This is a genomic window from Steroidobacter sp. (assembly GCF_036402275.1).
GTDB lineage: Bacteria > Pseudomonadota > Gammaproteobacteria > Steroidobacterales > Steroidobacteraceae > Steroidobacter.
In genome coordinates, this window is sequence record NZ_DASWTF010000036.1 from 193,160 (window position 1) to 209,297 (window position 16,138).

Annotated in this window: 38 protein-coding genes; 21 read left to right on the top strand and 17 right to left on the bottom strand. The window is 60.5% G+C overall.

Features of this window, described 5'->3' with window-relative positions; genetic code table 11:
- Positions 1-19: 19 nt before the first annotated feature.
- The 17 genes from VGD45_RS20360 to VGD45_RS20440 form a co-directional block, all read right to left on the bottom strand.
- Positions 20-1,021 carry a recombinase RecT gene (locus VGD45_RS20360; RefSeq protein ID WP_331157182.1) on the bottom strand — a complete coding sequence of 334 codons (1,002 nt, stop codon included), beginning with the start codon at positions 1,019-1,021 and terminating at the stop codon, positions 20-22.
- Positions 1,021-1,956, bottom strand: coding sequence for a YqaJ viral recombinase family protein (locus tag VGD45_RS20365; RefSeq protein ID WP_331157183.1), 936 nt, complete (start codon positions 1,954-1,956; stop codon positions 1,021-1,023). The genes VGD45_RS20360 and VGD45_RS20365 overlap by 1 nt, the downstream gene beginning before the upstream one ends.
- Positions 1,953-2,135 carry a hypothetical protein gene (locus VGD45_RS20370; protein ID WP_331157184.1) on the bottom strand — a complete coding sequence of 61 codons (183 nt, stop codon included), beginning with the start codon at positions 2,133-2,135 and terminating at the stop codon, positions 1,953-1,955. The genes VGD45_RS20365 and VGD45_RS20370 overlap by 4 nt, the downstream gene beginning before the upstream one ends.
- Entirely contained in the window at positions 2,132-2,329 is a 198-nt protein-coding gene (locus VGD45_RS20375; protein WP_331157185.1) for a hypothetical protein, read from the bottom strand. Before VGD45_RS20375 ends, VGD45_RS20370 begins: the two co-directional genes overlap by 4 nt.
- Positions 2,329-2,601, bottom strand: a complete 273-nt coding sequence (locus VGD45_RS20380) for a hypothetical protein (protein WP_331157186.1) — start codon at positions 2,599-2,601, stop codon at positions 2,329-2,331. The genes VGD45_RS20375 and VGD45_RS20380 overlap by 1 nt, the downstream gene beginning before the upstream one ends.
- 193 nt (positions 2,602-2,794) lie before the next feature.
- Complete coding sequence (locus VGD45_RS20385) at positions 2,795-2,992, bottom strand: hypothetical protein (RefSeq protein WP_331157187.1); 198 nt, start codon at positions 2,990-2,992, stop codon at positions 2,795-2,797.
- 3 nt (positions 2,993-2,995) lie between these two features.
- Positions 2,996-3,166, bottom strand: a complete 171-nt coding sequence (locus VGD45_RS20390) for a hypothetical protein (protein ID WP_331157188.1) — start codon at positions 3,164-3,166, stop codon at positions 2,996-2,998.
- A 32-nt stretch (positions 3,167-3,198) separates the two neighbouring features.
- The gene (locus tag VGD45_RS20395; RefSeq protein ID WP_331157189.1) at positions 3,199-3,546 is read right to left on the bottom strand and encodes a hypothetical protein; all 348 of its coding nucleotides are present in this window, start codon (positions 3,544-3,546) and stop codon (positions 3,199-3,201) included.
- A 20-nt stretch (positions 3,547-3,566) separates the two neighbouring features.
- Positions 3,567-3,782, bottom strand: a complete 216-nt coding sequence (locus tag VGD45_RS20400) for a hypothetical protein (RefSeq protein ID WP_331157190.1) — start codon at positions 3,780-3,782, stop codon at positions 3,567-3,569.
- A gap of 22 nt (positions 3,783-3,804) precedes the next feature.
- Positions 3,805-3,963, bottom strand: a complete 159-nt coding sequence (locus VGD45_RS20405; protein WP_331157191.1) for a hypothetical protein — start codon at positions 3,961-3,963, stop codon at positions 3,805-3,807.
- Entirely contained in the window at positions 3,963-4,298 is a 336-nt protein-coding gene (locus tag VGD45_RS20410; protein ID WP_331157192.1) for a hypothetical protein, read from the bottom strand. The genes VGD45_RS20405 and VGD45_RS20410 overlap by 1 nt, the downstream gene beginning before the upstream one ends.
- 220 nt (positions 4,299-4,518) lie before the next feature.
- Complete coding sequence (locus VGD45_RS20415) at positions 4,519-4,872, bottom strand: hypothetical protein (protein WP_331157193.1); 354 nt, start codon at positions 4,870-4,872, stop codon at positions 4,519-4,521.
- Complete coding sequence (locus VGD45_RS20420) at positions 4,869-5,156, bottom strand: hypothetical protein (RefSeq protein ID WP_331157194.1); 288 nt, start codon at positions 5,154-5,156, stop codon at positions 4,869-4,871. Before VGD45_RS20420 ends, VGD45_RS20415 begins: the two co-directional genes overlap by 4 nt.
- A complete protein-coding gene (locus VGD45_RS20425) occupies positions 5,153-5,617 on the bottom strand; it encodes a hypothetical protein (protein ID WP_331157195.1) in 465 nt (154 codons plus the stop codon). The genes VGD45_RS20420 and VGD45_RS20425 overlap by 4 nt, the downstream gene beginning before the upstream one ends.
- Entirely contained in the window at positions 5,614-5,856 is a 243-nt protein-coding gene (locus tag VGD45_RS20430; protein WP_331157196.1) for a hypothetical protein, read from the bottom strand. The genes VGD45_RS20425 and VGD45_RS20430 overlap by 4 nt, the downstream gene beginning before the upstream one ends.
- Positions 5,857-6,012: 156 nt before the next feature.
- Positions 6,013-6,474 (bottom strand): hypothetical protein, encoded by a 462-nt coding sequence (locus VGD45_RS20435; protein WP_331157197.1) that lies wholly within the window; start codon positions 6,472-6,474, stop codon positions 6,013-6,015.
- 98 nt (positions 6,475-6,572) lie between these two features.
- Positions 6,573-6,992: a hypothetical protein gene (locus VGD45_RS20440; protein WP_331157198.1), complete on the bottom strand. Its 420-nt coding sequence runs from the start codon at positions 6,990-6,992 to the stop codon at positions 6,573-6,575.
- A 59-nt stretch (positions 6,993-7,051) separates the two neighbouring features.
- Here VGD45_RS20440 and VGD45_RS20445 point away from each other — a divergent pair, with 59 nt between their 5' ends.
- The 21 genes from VGD45_RS20445 to VGD45_RS20545 all read left to right on the top strand — a co-directional run bounded on the left by VGD45_RS20445 (position 7,052) and on the right by VGD45_RS20545 (position 16,137).
- Positions 7,052-7,285, top strand: a complete 234-nt coding sequence (locus tag VGD45_RS20445) for a helix-turn-helix domain-containing protein (RefSeq protein WP_331157199.1) — start codon at positions 7,052-7,054, stop codon at positions 7,283-7,285.
- A gap of 420 nt (positions 7,286-7,705) precedes the next feature.
- Positions 7,706-8,107: a phage regulatory CII family protein gene (locus VGD45_RS20450; RefSeq protein ID WP_331157200.1), complete on the top strand. Its 402-nt coding sequence runs from the start codon at positions 7,706-7,708 to the stop codon at positions 8,105-8,107.
- Between the two features lie 260 nt (positions 8,108-8,367).
- Complete coding sequence (locus VGD45_RS20455; RefSeq protein WP_331157201.1) at positions 8,368-8,805, top strand: hypothetical protein; 438 nt, start codon at positions 8,368-8,370, stop codon at positions 8,803-8,805.
- Complete coding sequence (locus VGD45_RS20460) at positions 8,805-9,770, top strand: hypothetical protein (protein ID WP_331157202.1); 966 nt, start codon at positions 8,805-8,807, stop codon at positions 9,768-9,770. Before VGD45_RS20455 ends, VGD45_RS20460 begins: the two co-directional genes overlap by 1 nt.
- A complete protein-coding gene (locus VGD45_RS20465; protein WP_331157203.1) occupies positions 9,757-10,479 on the top strand; it encodes a hypothetical protein in 723 nt (240 codons plus the stop codon). The genes VGD45_RS20460 and VGD45_RS20465 overlap by 14 nt, the downstream gene beginning before the upstream one ends.
- Positions 10,476-10,754, top strand: a complete 279-nt coding sequence (locus VGD45_RS20470; protein ID WP_331157204.1) for a hypothetical protein — start codon at positions 10,476-10,478, stop codon at positions 10,752-10,754. Before VGD45_RS20465 ends, VGD45_RS20470 begins: the two co-directional genes overlap by 4 nt.
- On the top strand, positions 10,751-10,969 hold the full coding sequence (locus tag VGD45_RS20475; protein WP_331157205.1) for a hypothetical protein: 219 nt from the start codon (positions 10,751-10,753) through the stop codon (positions 10,967-10,969). Before VGD45_RS20470 ends, VGD45_RS20475 begins: the two co-directional genes overlap by 4 nt.
- Positions 10,969-11,211 carry a hypothetical protein gene (locus VGD45_RS20480; RefSeq protein ID WP_331157206.1) on the top strand — a complete coding sequence of 81 codons (243 nt, stop codon included), beginning with the start codon at positions 10,969-10,971 and terminating at the stop codon, positions 11,209-11,211. The genes VGD45_RS20475 and VGD45_RS20480 overlap by 1 nt, the downstream gene beginning before the upstream one ends.
- Positions 11,208-11,627, top strand: a complete 420-nt coding sequence (locus tag VGD45_RS20485) for a hypothetical protein (RefSeq protein WP_331157207.1) — start codon at positions 11,208-11,210, stop codon at positions 11,625-11,627. Before VGD45_RS20480 ends, VGD45_RS20485 begins: the two co-directional genes overlap by 4 nt.
- Positions 11,624-11,884 (top strand): hypothetical protein, encoded by a 261-nt coding sequence (locus VGD45_RS20490; protein ID WP_331157208.1) that lies wholly within the window; start codon positions 11,624-11,626, stop codon positions 11,882-11,884. Before VGD45_RS20485 ends, VGD45_RS20490 begins: the two co-directional genes overlap by 4 nt.
- A 3-nt stretch (positions 11,885-11,887) precedes the next feature.
- Complete coding sequence (locus VGD45_RS20495; RefSeq protein WP_331157209.1) at positions 11,888-12,550, top strand: hypothetical protein; 663 nt, start codon at positions 11,888-11,890, stop codon at positions 12,548-12,550.
- 12 nt (positions 12,551-12,562) lie between these two features.
- A complete protein-coding gene (locus VGD45_RS20500) occupies positions 12,563-12,835 on the top strand; it encodes a hypothetical protein (protein ID WP_331157210.1) in 273 nt (90 codons plus the stop codon).
- Entirely contained in the window at positions 12,832-13,029 is a 198-nt protein-coding gene (locus VGD45_RS20505) for a hypothetical protein (RefSeq protein ID WP_331157211.1), read from the top strand. Before VGD45_RS20500 ends, VGD45_RS20505 begins: the two co-directional genes overlap by 4 nt.
- The gene (locus tag VGD45_RS20510) at positions 13,026-13,292 is read left to right on the top strand and encodes a hypothetical protein (protein ID WP_331157212.1); all 267 of its coding nucleotides are present in this window, start codon (positions 13,026-13,028) and stop codon (positions 13,290-13,292) included. Before VGD45_RS20505 ends, VGD45_RS20510 begins: the two co-directional genes overlap by 4 nt.
- A complete protein-coding gene (locus VGD45_RS20515; protein WP_331157213.1) occupies positions 13,289-13,582 on the top strand; it encodes a hypothetical protein in 294 nt (97 codons plus the stop codon). Before VGD45_RS20510 ends, VGD45_RS20515 begins: the two co-directional genes overlap by 4 nt.
- 160 nt (positions 13,583-13,742) lie before the next feature.
- The gene (locus tag VGD45_RS20520) at positions 13,743-13,931 is read left to right on the top strand and encodes a hypothetical protein (protein WP_331157214.1); all 189 of its coding nucleotides are present in this window, start codon (positions 13,743-13,745) and stop codon (positions 13,929-13,931) included.
- Positions 13,928-14,191, top strand: a complete 264-nt coding sequence (locus VGD45_RS20525) for a hypothetical protein (RefSeq protein WP_331157215.1) — start codon at positions 13,928-13,930, stop codon at positions 14,189-14,191. The genes VGD45_RS20520 and VGD45_RS20525 overlap by 4 nt, the downstream gene beginning before the upstream one ends.
- A complete protein-coding gene (locus VGD45_RS20530) occupies positions 14,179-15,162 on the top strand; it encodes a hypothetical protein (protein WP_331157216.1) in 984 nt (327 codons plus the stop codon). Before VGD45_RS20525 ends, VGD45_RS20530 begins: the two co-directional genes overlap by 13 nt.
- On the top strand, positions 15,159-15,488 hold the full coding sequence (locus VGD45_RS20535) for a hypothetical protein (protein WP_331157217.1): 330 nt from the start codon (positions 15,159-15,161) through the stop codon (positions 15,486-15,488). The genes VGD45_RS20530 and VGD45_RS20535 overlap by 4 nt, the downstream gene beginning before the upstream one ends.
- Complete coding sequence (locus tag VGD45_RS20540; RefSeq protein ID WP_331157218.1) at positions 15,485-15,682, top strand: hypothetical protein; 198 nt, start codon at positions 15,485-15,487, stop codon at positions 15,680-15,682. The genes VGD45_RS20535 and VGD45_RS20540 overlap by 4 nt, the downstream gene beginning before the upstream one ends.
- Positions 15,679-16,137, top strand: coding sequence for a hypothetical protein (locus tag VGD45_RS20545; RefSeq protein WP_331157219.1), 459 nt, complete (start codon positions 15,679-15,681; stop codon positions 16,135-16,137). The genes VGD45_RS20540 and VGD45_RS20545 overlap by 4 nt, the downstream gene beginning before the upstream one ends.
- Position 16,138 lies beyond the last annotated feature (1 nt).

A 16,138-nucleotide genomic window follows, 5' to 3' on the forward strand; every position in this document is an offset into this window, starting at 1 on the left:
CCTCGGGCCAGTGAAACTGTTACAACTTCGTCAACTCTTCCTTGCGGGCCTTATAGAGGTCCTCTACGTCCGGATGGATATCGCGCTTGGCCGTCGAGTGCGCCAAGCCGATTTCGACCCAAACCTTTTCCAAGCCGGCGACGTCTGCAGGCTTTTTGAGTTCCGAAATCGCGTGTGCGTTATCGAGCAGCGCCGGGCTTACGTCGCTACCGCCACGCAACTTATCTTTCATGGCATCAGCGCGTGAGCCGCCATCACCCTCTGTGTGGTCGTCAGGGGACTCAGGGGGAACCCACGAGCCATCCGAGGCACTCGATATATCGATCAGCTGAGAGCCGCGTTGTGACGCGTATTCGAGATCTTGGGCGCGCTGAAGCTCGACAGACTTCGGCATGTACTTGATGACCTGCAGGAGCGGAACCTTGCGGCCATACATCTCGAAGTGCTCGAAGCTGTAGTGCCTGTCGCCGACCTTGTTGAAGTAATTGCGGTGCTTGATGACCTTCTCGGCGCTCCAGACCTCGATGACCGGCCATTCAGCACCTTTCACACGGCCAACCGCATACAGATATCGGAGGTTGTCCGGGTGCTGGCTGACATCATCACCTGGTCGGTGCGTGATGAAGGGACGGTCGCCGAGCGCATAATCGAATTGGTCGCCCCGATACACGGCGCCGGTCCAGCAGGTCGCGCGACCCGTTCGCGAAACGAGGTCGACAAAGCCTTGCCAACCTGGAATGAGCTGACACTCTGTCTTGTAGGGCACCAGATAGGACTGGCCAAGAATCCCTGGCTCCAGACCGAGTTGCGATGACATGATGATTGCGGCGAACACGCTGCGCGGATCGCATTGCCCCAGTTTCGGGTTCTTCCGAAACTCGGTCAGAGCGATTCGCATCATTCGGTCGGCCGTCAGATGTGAGGGTAGAGCGCGCGCAATCTCCCCCTTGAATGTCTCCAGCATCGCTGGGAAGTTTTGCTTCTCGGACCGCTTTGCAACGGCGTTCTGTGCAGCACTCATCAGTTCTGGACCTCTTTCACCTTGAGAAGGAAGACGCGGGCGCCAGGCTTGGGTACCTGATATTTGCGCCATAGGTCGGGGTGATGGATGGCGAAGCTCTCTTGATCGAACTTCGTGCCATCCTTGTTGTTCTTCCAAGTAGCGAGCCGGCCGGTCCGCCCCACCAGTTCCTCGGCCTCGCCCATCGCACATTTGATCTGCAGTTCCAGCTGCTCTTTCTTTTCCTCATCGCGCTTCATCTGCGCCTTGAGATTGGCGAGCTGCTGAGCGATCTCGGTCGTGGTGGCATCGGCGGTGACGCGCAAGAGCGGTTTGTTACGCGGCCACATGAGCTTGGCGTCTTCGAGTGACTGCACTGGCGGTGGCGTACGTGTACGCAGTCGCTCCATGAATTCCAACTGTCGCTTCGTCATGAGGTCGATGAACTCGTCATCGCGCCTGATGATGTAGATCGCAAACTCCCAGCGGGGCAGCAGGACCGGAACGTACACGTGCTGGGCGTCCGTGCAGGCCATTCCATGCTGCGCCTGGCAGTAGTAGTCATCCGGAACGTCTTCGTCGCCGTCGCCCCAAACAGCGCCGGTGATCTCCGTCTTCTTCGCTTCAACCAGTCCGCCGTCGGATGCGCGACCGTCCAGCGTCACCCACCGCCAAGGATGTTTCGGATCGTGGACGCGCAACTGGCGGTCGGTGACCGGCATTTCCGTGGTGCGTTCGAAGTGGCCCAGGATTACTGGCTCGAGTGCGGAGCCACCTTCCAGACGAAGGCGGTCCTTCGGGTCTTCTGGCTTGCGCGGAACACCGTCGGCGTCGTTGACCTTCTGCAAATACGCTTCTAGCGGCGATCGGTAAGCAGACAAACCGATCACGGCTGCGGATTCGCTCGCACCTATACCGTACGCGCGTTCTTTCAGTTGTACTGCTGTGAGACTCACTGCGCTTTCCTCACAAACGTGCTCGAATGAAATGCGGTCTGCGGCTGATAGCTGAGCGCCGCCCGGCGTCGCTCCAGTCCTGCGGTCCACTTCGGATCCGGCACCACACGCGGCCGCACCGGCTCGATCACATTGACGGGCTCGGGCTTGCGCATCCAGTTCAAAAGGCGGCGGATCATTCAGCGATCTCCCGGAGAAAGGCAGCGCTGAGTCGGAACGTCTGCGCAAGTTCGCTCTGCGGCCGCGAGCACGCCTTCGCTCTGTCCTCATTGATCATCGCGATCTCGAGCGCACGCTGGCGCTGCTCGCGTGAGATCATCTTCATGCCGGCCGATGCGCTGAGTTCGGGCGATGTCGGTGTCGAGTCGGACATCAGTTCAACTCCAGTTCGTCGGCTTCGATCTGGTTAACAATCGCGTCGTGCAGGCCCGGCAGCATCGGCAGGGTCTTGCGCTCGGCACCGTCCTCGTACGTGACCGACAGGACAGTTACATCTGCGTCTACGCCGTGGCCGCGATGCCAAGTCGATGGATACGAGACCCGGAATTTCACATCGGCGTCGAGTGACCACGTGCCCATCTGGAGCGTGATCGTCATCGTGCGTTCGGGGCTAACATCGCGTGCGATGCGTACAACAGCGTTCATCGTCGATCCTCACGCCACCCTGGGGCGAGTTCGCAGGCGACATGCATCGATCCCACGCGGGCTTCCCGATGTTCAATGCAAGCCAATACGATCCGCCGTTCGACGACGCCGGCACCGATGTATATGCCCAGCGATGCGACGGTCAGTCCCGTGGCAACGAGAAGGGCGGTCAAGATGACTGTGAGCTTCGGCATCACTCCTCCATCCTGCGCATCAGCTCGGGCATGTCCTCGCCGAGCGCGTCAAACGGCGGATCCGACTGCGCCGACTGCAGCGCCTCGGCTGCTTGCTGAGCGCGTGCGCGTTGAATCCGGTTATGATCGAGACGGCACCGACGCACGAACATCCGCGCCTCGAAATCGCCCGCCAGCAGTGCGCCCGGTGTGCGCATCGCTCAGACGCTCCCGAGTAGGGCTGCAGCCCAGAGCACCAGAGCAACTTCTGCGATGATGCGGCCCGCGGCTCGCGCCTCAGATGTCTCAAAGTTGCCAGTCCGCAAGCGGGCAGCGCGGCTGATGACCGAGAGCAGCAGGAAGACGATGGAGACCAGCAGAAAGATCTTCATTTGAGATGCTCGTGGTGTGAGTTTCGGACGCTCTAGGAGATGGTCTGTGCATCAAGCGCAACAAGTGCGTACTTGATGTTCTCTTCCATCGCGCCAACGCGGTACGAGGCAGGCTGATCTGCGCCGGCCAGTTCGAGCGCGCGGCGAAGATGTTTGATTGCTGACACATGCCGTTCGTCACGCTGAGCGCGTTCGATAGCCTCAGGGATGATGTGTTCATTCATCGCCGAGCTGAACGCGCGCCACTGCTTGGCCGTGATGTTCACGCTGTATTCGCGATCGTCGGGCGCGTCGTAATCCTCGCGAACCTGCTCCGGGTCGATCTGCTTGTCGAAGCTTGCTTCGAGTTCTTCGAGAATCGCTTTTTGTGTTGGCGACATGGCCGACTCCTGATTTGATCTCAGCTCTCGCTGGCGAGTTCGTGGGCCTGGATGTCGCGGCCCTTGAAGGCACGAAGCTCGGCAACGTTGCGGTAACGCGGCGTTGGGTCTTGTTCCCACGAGATTTGCGCGAAGTCTTTCAACTGATCCCACGCTTTCCGCGGGGTGCCGTCGTGATAGTTCGGCTTCACCAGAAGCTCCTGTTCGTATGCGATTTGACCCGGTGACTTGTTCATGGCGCGCCACACTCTCGATCTGTTAATTGCGAAGGAACATCACCGCGAGCACAAGGCCGGCCGCGGGCGGCAACAGCACCCACCACCACGACCAGTTGATGGCACCCGCGAACTTCAGGCTGGCGGCCATCGCAGTGAGACAGGCGAGCGTGCCGATAGCTTTGGTGAGTTCAGCACTCATCACAGCGGCACTCGCGTCAGCCGTTCGAACTCCTCGCGGCTGATCTCGCGCACGACCTCTGCGCTAATCGCCGACGGTTCGCGCCACAGGACTCGATTTCCGGCGTGCGTGTGGTCTTGCGCTTCGAGGTGACGGTAGTGCACACGGCCCAGCGATTCGAACTGCACCGTGAAGTAGCGCGTGCCGTTGTTCTCAGGAGAAAGGGGGCCGACCTCGGAAATACCGAGGACGGCCATAGCCTCGTCTCGAGGATCAGCGCGGAGTTGGTCAACCAAAGACTGAGTGCGATCGCTTGTGAGGAAATCCCACAGGGCGTCGATGTCATCGGCGTGCATCAGTGCGTCCTCCGTGTGCGGGCGCGTGACGGCGGTCTCGACAGACGCACACGCAAGTCGTGGAATGCGCGGAGCCGATCCAGAGCGTCGCGCATCATCCAGCCATCGCCGCGGACCAATGGATTGAACCAAAGCGCGGCATCTGCCTCGGCTTCATTCATTCCCCGACGCAGAGCGATGCGGAGTGCCGACAAGTCGTCATCAGTGAGGCGCAGCGTTCTCATCGCGCACCTCCCCACGGATACCACCGAAGCCCAATGCTGGCGCCGTTCTCGCCGCGGTCTTTGCCAGTAGCCAAGCTCGACCGATGCCATGCCTCGGCGTAGAGCTTGAGTTCCTGCCGGAAGAATGTTTGCTCGTAGCCGATCGCGGCCCGGCCGTAGGGATTGAAGGCATCGCGGCGGAAGTCGGTTTGCGTGGTGCTGCCACGCTCCACCAGCCCGACGCGCTCGATCAGCGTGAGCGTGGTTTCGCGTGTGTACTGCTCGACCCCCGCGTCAAGCGCGGCCAGGCTGCCGTCGATGTAGAGGCCGGACAGATCGAGGCAGAGCAGGGCGATCCAGGTGCAGCTCATGACTGCCACCCGTCCCGATATTCCGCGTCGTCGTCAATGGTGGCGCCGACGCTTTGATCGATGCGGACGATGCAGCCGTCGATTGTCAGGCCAGCGGTGCCGTGTTCGCGCTTGATCTCAGCGGTGTACTGCCACATATCGGCGCATGCCTCGGCTTCGCGGGCGCGATATGTGAGTTCTTCGTTCTGCTCGGAAAGCACAACGGCTGCTTCGGCGAGCTGCTGGAGCGCGATGCGATCCCAGCGGCGGCGGATAGAGGGAGTGAGGACTGCGGTCAATGTCATGACTGCTTGCCCTCGGCCACCGCGATGACTTCGCGAATGTCTTCACACTGCGGGCATGGGTCGCCTACCTTCAGACCGCGCAGCGGATAGTCGAAAGCAACCACGCCGTTGCCAGAGCACTCGCCGCACTCTTTGGCGATCTCACGCAGCTTGGTGAGCATCGTTGGTGCGGCGGCGATCAAGGCGGCGTTGCCTGGCATGCGCCCTTGTCCGCAGGAATAGACGAGCGCGACCAATCCCTCTGTATAGGAACGTTCAGTGCCGTCATCGTCCCCGATCGTCGTTTCACGCACGAACGGCTGCGCGTATACGCCGACACCTTTGACGATCCACGGTCCCTGGGTGTGCGTGAGGGTGGCCGGGAGCTCCTCGCCCACAGGCACGCCAGCCATGGCGACGTAGCCGTCGTCCAGCGCCTGGCGCTGCTCGTCAGTGAGGCGCGGGAGGTTGGAGGTGCTCATGACTGCGGCACCTTGCTGGCGTCGATTGCCGCACGCAGGCCGACCGCGATCTCGTCAGCCAGGTGGCCATAGGTTCGCGACTGGGTGAGAGAGCGATGAAAGGCCGTGACGAGCGTGTGCCGATTGGCGGGCTGGGCGGCAAAGAGGCGAGCGGCGCTCGGGTCGATCTCACCGATCAGCGCGATGGCAGCAGTGATACCCGCGTTTTCAGTGCCGACGTTGCGACTTGCGATTGCCATCCCGCTGCTCCCTCGGTGAACCATCACCGTGGAAGTAATCTATTACTAGATCGGGGTAGCAGTCAAGTAACACGTTACTAGATAGTTCTAGGCCCTCTCTGAGGCTGGCTCAAGGAACGGGCGGCAGGTGGTCGACGCGGCAACGCCGCAGCGTGGTTAGAGCTTGGAGGCGGCGTCACGCTTCGCTTGCTCGAGCCGGGCGGCAGCCTCCAACTGGAGCGCCAAATGACCGAACACGACGATAGATTCATCGATGCGTTGAAAGCGCTCGATCGTTGTGATCGAAACTGCGTTGCCGCGCCAGACCGCAGTCTCTGACGTAGCTTTGGCACCAGAAATTGCGGTGATCTCCGCAATCTCTGTTTCAGTCGGCTCGCCATATTTCTCGACGAGAATGCTACGGAATCGAGCGTAATCTTCTTGCTTCGGAACGAGGTGAACTGCGGCGACTTTGCCATCGTGGAGATGGACTGATGCAGTCATCACGATGTCGGTGAATGGTAGGCCGCTCAGCAGAAGGATCGTTTCCGATCCGGGGTTCTGAACGCAAAGCCCCTTCGCCGGCCCTGCTTGGGGGCATGTCGGCAATGACGGGCGCGCTCCTAGTTCGATGCCCATCACTGACGTGGGCTCCTTCGCCCATTTCGGCGCCGCTACGGCCTGAGCGAGGGTCAAGGCGACGGTACAAAACGCAAACGAGGCCCAGTTATGGAGTCTCACGGCAGATCGGCCTTCGCCGCGAATCCAGCCGCCATTGTTTCGGTGTGGTGGCGGCCATCGTCTTTGCACTTCAGGTAGTTCTCGACCAGTGCGACCAGTCTCTCGCGATTCGGGCTCTGCAGGTCGGAAGCCTTCAGCGTCGGAATGAACAACACCCACAGTGGCACGCCAAGTGCCGTTGCCAGCGAATCGAATGTGCTGAGCTTCGCATCATCGAGACGAGCTTTGAGTACGTTGTTGATGGTCTTCTGTGAGACCGGCCGAGGCGATTTCTTTTTCACCACGTCTACAAGCTCCGGCTCTGTAATTCCCTGAGCCTCCATCGTCCAGATGGCATTGCGGGCGAAAGCGGCGACTGCAATCGAGCTTGGCGACGGCTTTTGCTGGCGGTTCGGCATGGTAAGCCATTGTTCCATATGGCACTAGTAATGGATTGCTTGAGATTTAAGTAATGTGTTACTAGACTGGCTGGCCTATGGACCTTCTCCAGCGAACCACCGAGCTGATCAAAGCCTCGAAATTGACGTATCGCGAGATCGCGGACGGGGCCGGTGTCGATATCCAGTGGTTCGCGAAGTTCAAGCAAGGGCGCATTGGGGATCCTGGCGTCTCGAAAGTGCAGGCGGTGCACGATTTTCTCGCCAGTAAAAAGGGCGCCGCATCCGGAGATGCGGCCTCTGACGTTCCCTCTTGTAACCATGCCGCTTAACCCATGTTGGTTTCTGAGGCAGGACAGTCTGCACACCAAATACGTAGGGGCAAGAGCCGTCGAAATGATTGACGCGCAGCACGCAAATCACGAGCCAAAGGTCTAAGCGGCATTTGCGGCCAATGACCGTCACACAGCTGTCAAAAATGAGAACTACGTCACAGTGCGGAAAAATGCGACGGATGACACGGAAATCTGTACCTGCGCGCCGCGACGCAAAATGTTTGTTTGTTGTAGCAACAGAGCATAAGGGATGCCCTGATTTTCCCCTATTAGGAACACCCGTGACCGGTTGAGTAAACAAATCGTGCCCCATCCACCGCTGATGTTGTTCGTATCGCGCAAGCACTGCGATTCGCGGCATGCGTTGCTTTGTAAGAATCATCACGCATTGGTATCGGAAACTATCGGTGATTCGTCGTGCGCATAGTTTCCGAGAACCAACTCACCCTTGAGTTGCAGCCGAATTTGCTCAGGCGCTTCTCCACGCTGCGCCAGTGTGTCCACCACACGGCGCTCAACTATCAACGGGGCATGAAGGAGCTCGCTGCCGACCTGGACCTGTCCGAGTCGGAACTCTCACGCCGACTGAACCCGAGCGATGGAGATCACCGCAGCTGTGACGTGAATCTCATGGTGCAGATCGTGGAGAAAACAAATGATCTGACGCCGATTCATTGGCTGATGGCGAAATTCCTTTCTGACGCTGAGAGCCAGAAGCAAGCCGCGATGAATGCCCTCGTGCAGATGGCGCCGCAGATGCTTGCGTTGTTTGTCGAAGCAGGGCTCGTTCCACAGCAGAAGCCGCGCAGGCGGGAATAACTGCGCGCAGCGGACGCTGGGTTCATGCCCGGCGAATGACGAAACGTTTGAGAAAGAAGGCCGCAGCAGAGATCTGCGGCCGAGGATCAGCAAATGCCAGCTGCATACCCAGCGGGCGGAAAAGAAACGATTGACGTGGACCATAGTTCCGCGCCCTCGAATAGCGGCTACCAATCCGGGTGTCTGTTGGACCGTGATTTGCGCACGGGCACCGGGCCGCAACCTGACGTCGGCCCAGGGTCGCGGGAGGCCGGCAGATCGTGATCAAGCGCAAGCAACTCTTCCGCCACGATCCTGCTAACGGCGTCTATGGCGACTGCCATCGCACGGCGATTGCGTGTCTGCTCGACCTCGAGCCCGACCAGGTGCCGCACTTTGGCGAGCACTACACCGACAGCGAAACGTTTCACCGACGTGAGTCAGAGTGGTTGGAGACGCGAGGCTGGTGCACGGTCTCCGTGGCCTACAACGCATCGCTCGATGACGTGCTGCGATGTCAGGGCTTCATGAATCCCGACGTCCTCTACCTGCTCGGCGGCAAGAGCCGAACGGGCTGCGGACACACCGTCATTGGTTGCGGTGATCGCATCATCTGGGATCCGTCTCTTGATGACAGCGGCATCATCGGGCCATTCGATAGCGACGGCCTGTACTGGGTCACGTACCTCGTGCCGCTGGCGATGCGGAGGGCCGCGTAGTGCGCGACTACTCCAAGTTCTCACCAAAGTATTGGACGGGCGAAACGGGCAAGCAGATCCGCGAGCTCGGCCACACCAGCCAGGTGGTCGCGATCTACCTGTTCACGTGTCCGAGCGCCAACATGCTGGGGCTCTACTACCTCTCGCTGCCGACCCTCTGCCATGAGACCGGAACCCCCTTGGAAGGGGCTTTGAAGGCCCTTCGAAGCCTGGAAAACATAGGGTTTGCTTATTACGACGCGAAAAGTGAGCACGTCTACTTGCCGAACATGGCCCGCGAGCAGATCGGCGAGGCGCTCAAAGCGAAGGATAACCGCGCGGTCGCCGTACGTAAGGAATTGGAATCGCTGAGGAAAACGCCATTCTTCAATGATTTCATCGAGCGCTACCGCGACGCGTACCACCTTCACGACATACATATTAATAAGCCCCTTCCAAGGCCCTCTGAAGGGGGTTCGAAGGCCCTTCGAAGGGGCTTCACAGGGTCTACGGACCCCCTTCGAAGCCAGGAGCAGGAACAGGAGCAGGAGCAAGAACAGGAGCAGGATGTACATGAGGCGAGCGGCGAGAAAGGTCGAGATTCAACTTCGCTTCGTGTCGAGCTGACCGAGTCCGAACATCACGAGCGCTTCGTCCGCCTGATGGCTGGCTATCCCGAATTCGCCGGCGCGGCCAAGGAGATCCTGGTCGAGAAGGTTTGCCGGCAGCTGATCGACTCGGGCGAGGAAACCTGGGACAGCCTCGATGCCCATCGCGATCGCTTCGCGGACTTCGTCACGCTCGGCGGCCGGAGTGAGCCCAAGTACGTCGAAACCCCGCTGACGTTCTTCAGCGACCCCGCGCTGCGCCGCGACCCGTGGAAGCCACCGCGGAAGAAATCCGACCAACGCCTCGAATCCAACCTCAGCGCCGCCGAACAGGCGAAGCGCGAACTGCAGGAGGAGTTGCAACGTGACGCTGGATGATTTCGATGCGTTCTCGGAGGTCATGCTTGGCTTCGCGGAAGTGAAGGCCAAGGAACTCTCGAAGCGAGCATTGAAGCTGTACTTCCGCGCGATGCAGGACTGGTCGCTGGAGGAGTTCCGGGCGGCGGCCGTGCATCTGCTGAAACATCACCCGTTTCCGACGGTGCCAACGCCTGCGGACTTCGAGCAGCTGCGCAAGGCCGGCGAGTCCACCGCGGCCGAGGCCTGGGCCATCGTGCTGAGTGGCGCGCCGTTGCCGCCAGGCAGCCGGATGGCACGTGCTGCCGAGACGCTCGGTGGTCAGCAAGCTATTCGTCACCAGGACGTGGAGAAATCGCTGCCGTTCACGCGGAACAAGTTCATCGAGGTCTACGAGGGCCTGACGAAGGTGGACCCCGTGCGCGACTCAGTCCCGCAGATCGCCGTTCATGGTGCACGCAAGGCGCTCAGCGCGCCCACAAACATCGCGAGCCTGCTGCCGGCCGAGCTCACGCGGCGCTCACCACCTCAGTCGGCATCCGTTGCGCTTCCGGCGCCTGCAGTTGCGGCCGCGGCGCTGAAAGTTGCACTCACGCCGCCAAAATCAGCACGCGAGAAAATCCTCAAGCTGTTGACGCTCGGCTGGGAAGACGACGCGATCGCCAAGGTTGCCGGCGAGTCCGTCGACGTCGTGCGCCAGGTGCGTGCCGAGCAGGAGCGTGCAGCGTGACCCAGGTATTCACGCCCAACAACGGCGCGGGCTACTGCACGAAGTGCCAGCGAGGTTATGCGATTGGCCCGCATGCGTGCCCGGATCCCATCGCAAACCAGCTCGACATGATGCCCGGCGCGCTGGTCGACGGCGCCGTGCTCGAGCGCATTGCCGAGCAGTTGCCGAAGGCGCGCGAAGTGACATCGCGATTGCCGCTCGACGGTGTGCTCGACCGTGCGGACGTCGGCCACGAGCTCGTGCTGCCTGAGCGAGCGCGGGAGGATCACCGATGACCGACATCCTGATCATGCTCGCGCCCAACGGCCTACCCGGTCGCTTCTTCATCGATCGTCGCGAGATCTCGGGAGTGACTGCGTGCAGCGTGGAACAGGCCGGCCATGGGTTGGTCGTCGTGAATCTGTCGATCGCGCCGATGGATTTCCAGATCGTTCCGCCCCCGAAACACAGGCGCGCACCGAAGATGCAGGCGCGGCGGAGGGCTCGCTGATGGCCACTGAGCTGCAGAACGCCGTGCTCAAGATCCAGGACCCGTCGACGGGGGAATGGCGCGAAGTCGTCGCAGACGTCGTCGGCTATTTCCCGGTCGCCGCGATGTTGCGCACGCGATCGAGCGCCGAGGAGAAGCGCTGGCGTCGAGACTGTCGGCCCGACGGCATGTCGCAATCCCACTGGCGAAAGGTATGGCGAGAGCGCGATCTCGGCCGCGCCTTCCGGGACTGCGCGCAATGAGCACACCCGCGCTATCACCGTTCGAACTGGGATGGCTGGTCGGCCTGATTGAAGGCGATGGAACGTTCACCTTCGACGGCGTGAACGTCGTGGTCGTCCTGAAGATCACTGACCTGGACACGGCACAGCGATTCGCCGGGTTGATGCGCACAACCGTCTCTGGGCCTTACCACTACGAGGGTCAGCAGCTCGGATCAAAGCCGTACTACATGACCAAGATCGCCGGGAAGCGGGCGCGTGAGTTCATGTCGTCCACTCATCAGTATTTCAGTCAGAGACGGCAAGAACAGATCGCGGAACTGCTAGGTGACCAACTGGCGATCGATCTACCACCAATCCCTCAACTGGTCGACTTGGATCAGGAGCCGCTGATCGTGGATGTGGTGCAGCGAGAGATCGCGGGGCTTGTCGCATGAGCGATGTTCATCGTGAAACAAACAATCCACAGCTTCTATGGAAGCTGGTCAGCGACATGCGGAAGGTAAGCATGTGCGGCCGCTATGTCATCGATCGAGAGCCGCACTACGACAACTTCCCGGCGATGGATTATCGCTACGTCGCCAAGCGCCTGGATCTTCAGGCCAACCCGATCGACACGTGCAAATCATTCGACCTCGCCGCCGCTGCGTGCGAGCGCCATCTCTCTGCCCAACCACAACCGAAGGGGAAATGATCCATGGCTTTCACATTGAAGTCGCGAGAAGCGACGCTCATCCACATCAACGTCAGGACGGAGAAGCACGGGAAGGAGCAGGTGCCGGCCCGCGATTTGCTCTTGCGCACCCTCGTGTCTAAGGGTGAGCTGAATCGCATCACCCGCGACAAGTTCAAGTTTTCTCAGATGTACGACGTCGGAGTGAAGCCCATCGAGCCGCTGTGGAAGGGCGGCGATTGGCAACCACACGCATTCAAGACGAAGTTCACCGATTGTGAATTCGAACTATTCTTCGGCGTATCGAACAAGACTCTGACGGTCGATGGCAATCATCCCGTGCGCATCAAAGGGATCAAGTTCATCGGGAACCTCGGCGGCCAGACCACGATGGAGTTCCTACTGCAGGCAAACTTCGAATTGAACGCCGAACTGGCGGAGTTGGAGGCGTTTCAAGGTAAGCCTGTCACGCTCGAATCGCTGACCTTCGGCAAGGTGGATGAAGGCCAAGCGAAGAAGAAAAAAGGTGCCCAGGGTGAGTTGGGCTTGGATCACAACGCCGAGGACGAGGATGGCGCTGAGGAAGAGGAGGAGAGCGACGACGAAGAAGACGGCGACGAGGACGAGGACGGGGACGTGACCACCAAATCCCGCCGGCGTACTCGCGACGAGCAGCGCCCGCACTGACGCCAAGCCACAATGGCCGACGAGCAACAGAAGACCGCCGACATGCAACTGGCCTTCAGGACCGAGGGCCAGTGCTTCAACGCGTATGTCGAGCGGCACGGGACCAAGCCTTTCGTGCACCTCATCGGATCCGTGAGCATCAATGTTTGCGAGGCGGATCCGCTGATCTTGGCCACATGGGAGAAACTGATGGCACTTGCCGTCTGCAGGTTCGCTGAGCGCCTTTCAGGGGAGCCGACGCAGATCATCGGTCGGCGCACCGTACCGGCAGGGGGCACAGCGTGAATCAGCGTCGCGAGCGCATCGCCATCACACAAAGCGAGTTCGATGTGCTCGCGCTCATCATCGGTCATGTTCAACAGTACAACCGCTGTTGGGTTGTCGATCTGGACATGAAACGGACGGCCGGCACGAGCACGCCAGGTGACTTGATGATCAACGCCATGACGTTCGGCCACGAGCCGCGGAGCCACGCGTGAAGCTCATGACCGTCACGAAGGCGGTTCTGCTCATGGGCCTGGGCGGTGCCTCGGCACTGCTGGGATCAATGATCACGGTCGATCGCCCGTGCCCCTCGATGCTCGCAGTGTCAGAGCTCGTGGATAGCTGCCTCGATGGCAATCGACGCGCTTGCGCACAGCTTGATCGGACGGTGCCGGCGTCGTGCCTCATGGAGCGTGCCTTCGAGGCGACGGAAGTGCGGCGCCAACTCCATGGCGAGCCAGAGGAGATCGTTCTGTGACGAACTCACCCTGGGTCGGCCGTGCGCCACAAGTTCAGTCCGAGCACACAGTGTCGACGGAGGAGTTCGCCTCTCTCGTCGAATCACTGTCCGAGGTGCTCAACGGCCGCGCCTGCTGCCCACAGCACGCCGCGATCGCCTCGGTCACCGCCGCCGCGGCTGCGCTGCATGCACTTCACGGCGACAAGCTCGACACCATCGACCGCGAACTGCAGAACGTTTGCAACCTGGTCATGAACAATTTCCGCAGCGGGCTATTTCGGCCCGATGTCGCCCGAATGGGAGCGTGATGTACGCGCAGAACGAAGCCATCGCGCACGGCACCGGAACATGCATGAAGTGCGGCCGCGGCGTCCATCGGATTCTCGTCGGTGATCGCAGCGTTGGCGGGCACCGCGAGTGGCGCGTGGTCGATCCGCATCCGTCTGGCAACGGTTGGCTGCCGCACAAGTGCCCGACGAAGCCGGATCCGACGCCGGCGAGGAAGGCAGCGTGATCAAGCCGAAGATCGCGAAGCACGGCGGTCGATGGATGGTGTTCTTCACCGCCGTGACGCGACCAGACTGGGTCAGCAAGGCCCTGCGGTTTGTCGATGCCCGTGATTGTTGGCTCGTCGTTGAGCCGAGGGATGCAGCATGAGCCTCGCCCGCAATCATCCGCATCCCGATCTGCTGCTGGTCGCCGATGACATGCGCAAGAAGATCGCAGACGCGGTTCCGTGCTGCGCGAATCACGCCTGCGAGGCGGCGCTCATCGCAGCGTTCTCGTTTGCCGCTGACGTGGCGCAGGACGATCCAATCGAGGCGAAACGATTTATCGACTCACTTTCCAACCACATCTTCCGCGCGATTGAGCGCGGACAGATCCAATTCGTGAGGTCCCATCGGTGTCTGAACTGAAACCGTTATGTATCTATCACGGCAACTGCGCCGATGGGTTCGGCGCTGCCTGGGCTGTGCGTCGCGCGCTCGGTCCGGACGCTGTCGAGTTCTACGCCGGCGTCTACCAGAACGATCCGCCGAATGCGGCCGGTCGGCACGTGATCATGGTCGATTTTTCGTACAAGCGTGACGTGATGATCGAGTTCGCCAGGCATACCCAGGGAGTGCTGTTGCTCGATCATCACAAGAGCGCAATGGAAGATATGTTTCCGGGCGGCGCGAACATCTCACTACAGCACATCCAAGATTTGCGGGAATACAGCGGACGACTCAGCTGGAATCGATTCCTGGGAAACACGTATCAGGACCGATGCGAAGGCGCGCCGTTCGGCCGCATCTATGCGCTGTTCGACATGAATCGATCTGGCGCCGGGATGTCGTGGGACTTTTTTCACGAGGGGCGTGATCGACCACCCCTCATCGATCGAATCGAGGATCGTGACTTGTGGCGATTTGCCTACCAGGACACTCGTGCAATTCAGGCGTCGGTGTTCTCGTATCCGTACGACTTCGACACATGGGATCTGTTGTTCAAGGCCGATTTGTCCGTGCTGCGCACCGAAGGTGAAGCCATCGAGCGCAAGCATCACAAGGACATCGCCGAGTTGGTCAAAGCGTTCCGCCGCGAGATGTGTATCGGTGGTCACTGGGTGCCGGTGGCGAACCTTCCATACACGCTGACGAGCGATGCCGGCCATCTGATGTGCGAGCCGTACCAATCGCCGAACCTGGCCGGTGAGTGGGTCACGCCACCGTTCGCCGCTTGCTATTGGGACACGCCAGACGGCCGTGTGTTCTCCCTGCGCTCACGTGATGACGGCATGGACGTCTCCGAGATCGCAAAACAGTACGGCGGGGGCGGTCACAAGCATGCGTCGGGATTTCGCTTGAGCTTCGACAAGGCCCGCGAGCTTGAGGTCACGCCATGAACGGCGACCAACTGCAACACGAGATCGACAACGCCGGCGTGCCGCTCGATCAACGCTCGGACTATCCCTACTGCTCGTTCGATGCGGAGGACTGGGCGAAGGCGTTCGTGCTTCAGAACCCGGGGTTCGATATCGACTTGGCGCGAGCGTGGTTTGCGGCTGCGCTGATGCGGGGCTATGACCAACGCTCTGGAACCATCGTTCACGAATTTCTCGCTTGGCTGAGCGGTGACATTCCCGAGCTACACATCATCGAGGCGCCGAAGCTATTGGAGTCGTGGGTGCGCTTCAAAGCAAAGCGAGCCGAGGGAGGTGCGCAGTCGTGAACATCGAGGAGATCAAGCAGAAGCGTGAGCAGCTGCGATCGTCGATCCGGCAGCTGATCACGCAATTCGAGTCCGAGACTCGGTGCAGCGTGACTAGCGTCGATGTGAGCCGGGTGACGATCGACACGATCAGCGATCACGGCGTGGGAAAGACGGTCGTGTCAGATGTCGATGTCACGGTGGTGCTGCCGTGACCGCCATCCAGGACGTGCCCACCATCATGCTGCAGGACATGGCAACGTTGTTCGCCGGAAAGCTGATCGGCAGCGGCATCACACGCAACGTGTATTCCTACGGCATCAACGATGACTGGGTGCTGAAGTTCGAATACGGCGAGGGCTACTTCCAGAACACCAAGGAATGGCTGGTGTGGAACCACGTCAAGGAAGTGAGCGGAATCGCCAGCTGGTTCGCTCCCTGCAATCACATCAGCGGGATGGGTAAGTGGCTCATCCAGCGGCGCACGAAGCCGGTGACGATCGTCGAGCTGCGCAAGGAACTGCCGCGCGTGCCGATGTTCTTCACCGACTTGAAGGTGGGCAACTGGGGCCGGCTCGGCAAGCGCATCGTGTGCCACGACTACGGCACGTGCCTCATCACGCAGGACGGCATCACCACGAAGATGCGCAAAGCGGACTGGTGGGAGTAGC

Coding starts and splice junctions, on each gene's coding strand:
- VGD45_RS20370 (WP_331157184.1), bottom strand. CDS start 2,135: ATGATCCGCCGCCTTTTGAACTGGATGCGCAAGCCCGAGCCCGTCAAT.
- VGD45_RS20405 (WP_331157191.1), bottom strand. CDS start 3,963: ATGAGTGCTGAACTCACCAAAGCTATCGGCACGCTCGCCTGTCTCACT.
- VGD45_RS20440 (WP_331157198.1), bottom strand. CDS start 6,992: ATGGAACAATGGCTTACCATGCCGAACCGCCAGCAAAAGCCGTCGCCA.
- VGD45_RS20535 (WP_331157217.1), top strand. CDS start 15,159: ATGAACGGCGACCAACTGCAACACGAGATCGACAACGCCGGCGTGCCG.
- VGD45_RS20430 (WP_331157196.1), bottom strand. CDS start 5,856: ATGGCAATCGCAAGTCGCAACGTCGGCACTGAAAACGCGGGTATCACT.
- VGD45_RS20415 (WP_331157193.1), bottom strand. CDS start 4,872: ATGAGCTGCACCTGGATCGCCCTGCTCTGCCTCGATCTGTCCGGCCTC.
- VGD45_RS20525 (WP_331157215.1), top strand. CDS start 13,928: ATGAGCCTCGCCCGCAATCATCCGCATCCCGATCTGCTGCTGGTCGCC.
- VGD45_RS20385 (WP_331157187.1), bottom strand. CDS start 2,992: ATGCGCACACCGGGCGCACTGCTGGCGGGCGATTTCGAGGCGCGGATG.
- VGD45_RS20360 (WP_331157182.1), bottom strand. CDS start 1,021: ATGAGTGCTGCACAGAACGCCGTTGCAAAGCGGTCCGAGAAGCAAAAC.
- VGD45_RS20420 (WP_331157194.1), bottom strand. CDS start 5,156: ATGACATTGACCGCAGTCCTCACTCCCTCTATCCGCCGCCGCTGGGAT.
- VGD45_RS20490 (WP_331157208.1), top strand. CDS start 11,624: ATGAGCGATGTTCATCGTGAAACAAACAATCCACAGCTTCTATGGAAG.
- VGD45_RS20480 (WP_331157206.1), top strand. CDS start 10,969: ATGGCCACTGAGCTGCAGAACGCCGTGCTCAAGATCCAGGACCCGTCG.
- VGD45_RS20425 (WP_331157195.1), bottom strand. CDS start 5,617: ATGAGCACCTCCAACCTCCCGCGCCTCACTGACGAGCAGCGCCAGGCG.
- VGD45_RS20410 (WP_331157192.1), bottom strand. CDS start 4,298: ATGCACGCCGATGACATCGACGCCCTGTGGGATTTCCTCACAAGCGAT.
- VGD45_RS20500 (WP_331157210.1), top strand. CDS start 12,563: ATGGCCGACGAGCAACAGAAGACCGCCGACATGCAACTGGCCTTCAGG.
- VGD45_RS20435 (WP_331157197.1), bottom strand. CDS start 6,474: ATGGGCATCGAACTAGGAGCGCGCCCGTCATTGCCGACATGCCCCCAA.
- VGD45_RS20375 (WP_331157185.1), bottom strand. CDS start 2,329: ATGTCCGACTCGACACCGACATCGCCCGAACTCAGCGCATCGGCCGGC.
- VGD45_RS20485 (WP_331157207.1), top strand. CDS start 11,208: ATGAGCACACCCGCGCTATCACCGTTCGAACTGGGATGGCTGGTCGGC.
- VGD45_RS20475 (WP_331157205.1), top strand. CDS start 10,751: ATGACCGACATCCTGATCATGCTCGCGCCCAACGGCCTACCCGGTCGC.
- VGD45_RS20445 (WP_331157199.1), top strand. CDS start 7,052: ATGGACCTTCTCCAGCGAACCACCGAGCTGATCAAAGCCTCGAAATTG.
- VGD45_RS20495 (WP_331157209.1), top strand. CDS start 11,888: ATGGCTTTCACATTGAAGTCGCGAGAAGCGACGCTCATCCACATCAAC.
- VGD45_RS20400 (WP_331157190.1), bottom strand. CDS start 3,782: ATGAACAAGTCACCGGGTCAAATCGCATACGAACAGGAGCTTCTGGTG.
- VGD45_RS20395 (WP_331157189.1), bottom strand. CDS start 3,546: ATGTCGCCAACACAAAAAGCGATTCTCGAAGAACTCGAAGCAAGCTTC.
- VGD45_RS20380 (WP_331157186.1), bottom strand. CDS start 2,601: ATGAACGCTGTTGTACGCATCGCACGCGATGTTAGCCCCGAACGCACG.
- VGD45_RS20390 (WP_331157188.1), bottom strand. CDS start 3,166: ATGAAGATCTTTCTGCTGGTCTCCATCGTCTTCCTGCTGCTCTCGGTC.